We start from the raw sequence: 6,000 nt of genomic DNA on the forward strand, positions 1-6,000 counted from the left end.
ATCAATGTTCTCTAGTACTAGAATCTCTTTTTTTACAAAATGTAACCTCACGCATCTGGTTCACCCAAGTGGCTGAATTATTTCTCACCCACCTGGGTGTAACAACTGAAATATTTAGATAACAGTTATTTCTTCAAAAAACGCTGACGTAGACGAGAGATAAAAATATTTACCTCTGGTATTTTCAGCCAGGAAGCGATCGCAGCAAACACCGCAATCCCTACGAAGCCAGATATACACAATTGCAACACCAGAATCAGTAAACCTGTTTTACCTAACAACTGCTGAGAACCAATCAATGTCCCATAGCTTGCTACCCCAGCAACTACGCTACCAGCAGCCAAACCCAGAATCGGCAAACTCCACTCGCGCCAAGGTAAACCATTGAGTTTGCGATCGAGCAACCATAACAGCATTAACATTGAGCTACAATTTACACCCACGGTTGCTAATACCAAACCGGGAGCGCCAAAAGGTTTAACGAAAAACCAATCTAATATGATGTTGAGCAAGATGTTAAAAACACTGATGCGAAAAGGTGTCTGTCCATCGCCTAAAGCATAGAATACCCGCACCAAAACATCACGCCCTAAATAGACAAACATCCCAATTCCATAAGCCACTAGCAAGGATGAAACTAGCTGTGTGGCTTCTGGCTTGAAAGCACCGCGTTCATATACCACCTGCACAATGGGTACTGATAGCGACACCATCAGTGCCCCTAGCGGTAACATGGTAAAAGCAGTGAGTAGCAGTCCTTGGCGAATCCGTAATTTTAAGTCCTGCCAATTTTCGGGGCCAGCAAGTTTGGCAAATATCGGTAATAGAGGCAGTAAAATGATATTAGAAATAATCCCCAAGGGGGTTTGGACTAATAAATTGGCATAGTTAAATCCTGCCGCCGCACCAGGGATCGGACTAGCAAAATAAAGGTCAGTAGCAACATTAATTGGCATCATTCCAGAGGAAACTGTTGCCGGAGTCATGATATTGATAACTTCTTGAACGCCTGGGGATTTAAAATCAAACCGCAGGCGTAATGTGCCCAATCCTAACCGCCACTGGACAATTAGCTGCACTACCCACTGGAGAATCGCTCCTGCCAAGGTTCCCCAAGCTAAGACCATTCCCCCGATTAAAGCGTATTCTGGTTTAATAATGTTTTTGCCCAGTTGCATCGCTAAGATAGCAAGACCGCCAACAACGGTAATACTAGATAATAAAGGGCTAATGGAGAGTAACCAATATTGATTGGCTGTATTGAGAGTACCAAAGCCAATGCCAATTAAACCGGCAAATAAAGCCATTGGGGCCATAATGCGAAGTTGTTGAATAGCGATCGCTCTGGTTGTTTCTTCTAAACCATGACCGACTAAATCAACGATCGCATCCGCAAATAGAACTTGAGCCACTGTCACCAGCAACAGCACTCCAGCTACCAGTGTTGTCACGGTTTCCACTAAAGGAGCCGCTTCTTCTCGCCGCCGCTTGGCTAAAACGCTGACGAGCGCACTGTGTAATGGCCCATTTACGCCACCAAGTAAGATCAATAGAAAGCCAGGGATAATATAGGCATAACTATAGGCGGTGGCAGCAGCACCAACACCAAATGCGGCAGCGATCGCCTGCTGCCGCACTAAACCGAAGACTTTACTAATTAATGTGGCTGCGGCAACAATGCCAGCAATTCCAGCGAAGGAACGAGAGGGTTTTTGATCTTGTTGTGTCACGAATAATACCCGACAACTCTAGCAGAGTGCATACTTTAAAACATTTAACCTGAAATTCCGCAGTCTGTCAGGTAAATTTTGACAAATTAGTAATTTTAAATGCCTACGCCAACAGCAAAGGCAAAGCGATGTCTACGGTAAATGCTTGCCTACGCTCAAAATTAAATTCCTGAATTGCGATAATACAGCGAATTACAAGTTAGTTAGATCGCGATTTTAAAGGGGTCAGACCGATTTTCTGATTTGACTTGACAACACTAACTTAGTGACAGCCAAGCTTTAAGTTTGTAGTGAATATACCCAAATAAACTTTGCGCTCCTCTGTGTTTTAAATTAAACCCTCAATTGGCGACGAATTTACACAATTGTGTACTTAGTCATCTCCTCTTTTGTGTACAAGCCAAAATTATTTTTTAATCCATTACAAGGATAGATCGAGAAAGGGGAACTATAACAATAACCATCTTCTGGGAAATAGTTGAACTAGGGATTGGCGATTGGAGACTAGGGACTGGATATCGGGCGAGATTTGAATCCCAAACAAATCTTACTCATATTTTATTTCCTAGTACCCAGTACTCAGTCCCAAAGCGCCCATTTGTCCCTACCCCAACAAGTTGCTATCCATCTGAAATTGGTGAATCCCGGACGCGGCCAGTTGAAGACTGTAAAACTTTGCAGTTTGTCATATTTTTGACACTTGTTAACCCATGAAGTTTGGTGCGAGGAACCCTTGTATAAAAAACGAGATAATCCAGAGCAATGGAACCCAATTCAAATTTCACAGAAAATCAACTTCTTTTATCAAGCGCTCAACTTCAAGAGCAACTAGAGCAACAAAAAGCTCTGGCGAGTGTAATTGTCCGTATTCGGGAATCTCTTGATTTAGAAAAAATTTTTCAGACGACCGTTACACAAGTGCGTCAGTTGCTAAATGCTGACCGAGTAGCAGTCTTCCAGTTCGACAGCGAACAAAACTGGGAGGGACAATTTGTTTCTGAAGATGTTGCAACTGGCTGGAACTCAGCAATGGCAATAAAAGTTTATGACCACTGCTTTGGAGAACAATTTGCTTCTAGTTATCAACAAGGTAGAGTGCAAGCAGTAGCAGATATTTACAAAGCGGGACTAAGTGATTGTCATCTGGAAATTTTGAGTAAATTTCAGGTACAAGCCAACCTCGTTGTCCCTCTATCGCGCCAGAAGGAATTGTGGGGATTGCTTTGCATTCATCAATGCAGTGAGACTCGTGAATGGAAAGAATCGGAAATTGAGTTTATTCGTCAAATTGCCGATCATCTTGTTGTTGCGATTCAACAAGCAAAGCATCTCTATGAAGTCAAATTGCAAGCTGCAAAATTGGCTCAAGCAGTTCAGCGCGACCAAGTAATAGCTAAAATTGTCGATGAAATTCGCTCCCCCCTTGATATTGAAACTATCTTTAAAACCACAACTCAAGAAATACGCAAGCTGTTGCAAGCTGACCGAGTTGCCATCTTTAGCTTCAATCCAGATTGGAGTGGTAACTTTGTTGCGGAATCATTTGCTGAAGGCTGGACTCCCTTAGTTGGACATCAACCTGCGATCGCTGATACTTATTTACAACAGACACAAGGCGGGCGTTATGTTAACAACCAAACTTTTATAGTTAATGATATTTACCAAGCCGGCTTAACAAACTGCCATATAACTCTGTTGGAGCAATTCCAGGCAAAAGCCTTTGCTACTGCCCCTATTCTCCAAGGAGATCAACTATGGGGAATTATCGCTGCCTATCAAAATGCCTCACCCAGGCAGTGGCAATCTTATGAAGTCGAATCACTGACCAAAATCAGCACGCAAATTGGTGTAGCAGTGCGACACCATAAGTTGCTGGCATACGCTCAGTACCAAGCAGAGCAACAAAAAACATTAACTAGCGTGATTACTCGGATTAGGGAGTCTCTAGATTTAAATACAATTTTCCAAACTACTGTCACCGAGGCACGGCAAATGCTGCAAGCAGACAGAGTGGCAGTTTTTCGTTTTGACCCGCAAAAAGATTGGGAAGGGGAATTTATTTCTGAGGATTTTGTACCTGAATGTAACTCCGTAATGGCAGAAAAAGTTTATGACTATTGCTTTGGGGAAAACTTTGCACCCCTTTACGCTCAAGGTCGAGTAAATGCGATCGCTGACATTTATCAAGGAAAGTTTCCCGGTTGCTACGTTCAAATCCTAGAAAAATTTCAAGTGCGGGCAAATATGGTCGCACCTCTATTAAAAAAAGGTGAACTTTGGGGATTGCTCTGTATTCACCAATGCACTGCTCCTCGCTACTGGCAACCCTCTGAAATTGAATTTGCTAGTCAAATAGCCGAGCAATTAGGAGTTGCATTAAAACAAGATTCTTATTTAAAGCAAGTTCAAATGCAAGTTATCCAGTTAGCAGAAGCCACTGAACGCGAAAAAGCAATGGAACGCCAAGAACTACTGGCTGCAACTATTGATAAAATCCGCCAGTCACTCGATATTAAAACTATTTTTAGAACTACTACTCACGCTGTGCGAGAGTTACTCGAAGTCGAGCGAATTGCAATCTACCGTTTCAACCCAGATTGGAGCGGCAAATTTGTAGCAGATTCTTTTAAAGATGGTTGGAAACCAGTTGCACAAACCCAACCAACGATTATAGAAACTTTTGAGGATACAGACGACGATAACGAACTTCCGCGTAACGAAACCTTTGTGCCGATTCGGGAAGGTGAAAAATTATGGGGATTATTAGTTGCTTATCAAAATTCGCAACCACGTTATTGGAAAGAAGAGGAAATTAATTTACTGGCTCAAGTTGGAGTGCAATTAGGAATTGCGATTCAGCAAGCAGAATTACTCGAACAAACTAAACGTCAAACCTTAGAACTTACTCAGACTCTGCAAGAATTAAAACAAACTCAGACTAGGTTAATTCAGGGTGAAAAAATGGCAGGATTAGGACAACTACTTGCTGGAGTTGCCCATGAAATCAACAATCCTATCAGTTTTATTTTTGGCAATCTTATCCATTTAAGTGAATATACTCAAGAACTGCTCAAGGTAGTGAATCTTTACCGTCAACACTCTTCAATATTGCCAACTATCCAAGAGCAAATAAACAAGAGTGATTTGGACTTTATCATCGAAGATTTACCGAAAACCCTTGAGTCTATGAAAGTAGGAACAGAGCGGATTTGTGATATTGTGCTATCACTCCGAAACTTCTCTCGTACAGATGAGGCTGAATTGAAGCCAGTAGATATTCATGAAGGGTTGGATAGTACTTTATTAATTTTAGGGCATCGCCTCAAAAATAATAACGATCGCCCAGCGATTGAGATTGTTAAACAATATGATAATTTACCTTTGCTCGAATGCTATCCCGCACAATTAAACCAAGTGTTTATGAATCTTTTGAGTAACAGTATTGATGCATTAGAGGAAAAGTTTAACACTATACAGCAAAGATATTTGAAATTACTACAAACGTCTCCGAGAATACCTTTGACTATCTGGATTAATACGCAAGCTATTAATAACCAGATTGTAATTAGAATCGCTGATAATGGTCTTGGGATTCCTGAAGAGGTGCGATCGCATATATTCGATCCCTTTTTTACTACCAAAGCACCAGGTAAAGGTACGGGGTTAGGATTATCTATTAGCCATCAAATAGTAGTTGAAAAACATCATGGTCAGATGAAATGTTCTTCTAAACCAGGAGAAGGAACAGAGTTTTTAATTGAAATTCCCATTGATAATTAGAGGCTACTGATTTTTAACAATCTCAGTCAATTTTAAATAGGGGAGCCAGGATAAGTAGGGGTTTCCTCCGTTCCCCAAAGGCATCATAACTGGCATTGCGTTATGTGATTAGACTAATGCACCAACGCCTGAATTAATATAATTTATTTATAGTTTAGGACGTTTTTTGGGATGCGATCGCAAAGTTGATGTTGAGAAAGCCGCAGAATTCGTACAACGCAGGTACTAATTCGATGCGAGGAAATTTTTGATCGTCTTAACTATTTCTTGTTTTTCTTGAAATCCAGAACTATAGGTACCAATCAAAGGTACTTTTTCACCAGATTCTAACATTAAGGTAATTTGATGAACTGTACCATCTTCGCCATAAAAGCTTTTAACTTTAATATCAACAAGTAAGGATTCAGGTCAGGAGGTATTGACAAGTGTGACATCGGAGGTGGAGTATCACAATTATGGAAAAAGACCTGCCTCTGAAACTAGAGCGTGA

2 protein-coding genes are annotated in these 6,000 nt (G+C 41.2%); one reads left to right on the plus strand and one right to left on the minus strand.

What is annotated here, in order from left to right:
• Window positions 1-125: 125 nt before the first annotated feature.
• Window positions 126-1,730: a murein biosynthesis integral membrane protein MurJ gene (gene murJ / locus V7K45_RS16860; protein ID WP_335005357.1), complete on the minus strand. Its 1,605-nt coding sequence runs from the start codon at window positions 1,728-1,730 to the stop codon at window positions 126-128.
• Between the two features lie 762 nt (window positions 1,731-2,492).
• On the opposite strand from murJ, the gene V7K45_RS16865 reads away from it, so the two are divergent.
• Window positions 2,493-5,510 (plus strand): GAF domain-containing sensor histidine kinase, encoded by a 3,018-nt coding sequence (locus tag V7K45_RS16865; RefSeq protein WP_335005359.1) that lies wholly within the window; start codon window positions 2,493-2,495, stop codon window positions 5,508-5,510.
• Window positions 5,511-6,000 lie beyond the last annotated feature (490 nt).

The organism is Nostoc sp. (assembly GCF_036917375.1).
In the GTDB taxonomy this organism is placed as follows: Bacteria; Cyanobacteriota; Cyanobacteriia; order Cyanobacteriales; family Nostocaceae; genus Nostoc.

Coding starts and splice junctions, on each gene's coding strand:
- V7K45_RS16865 (WP_335005359.1), top strand. CDS start 2,493: ATGGAACCCAATTCAAATTTCACAGAAAATCAACTTCTTTTATCAAGC.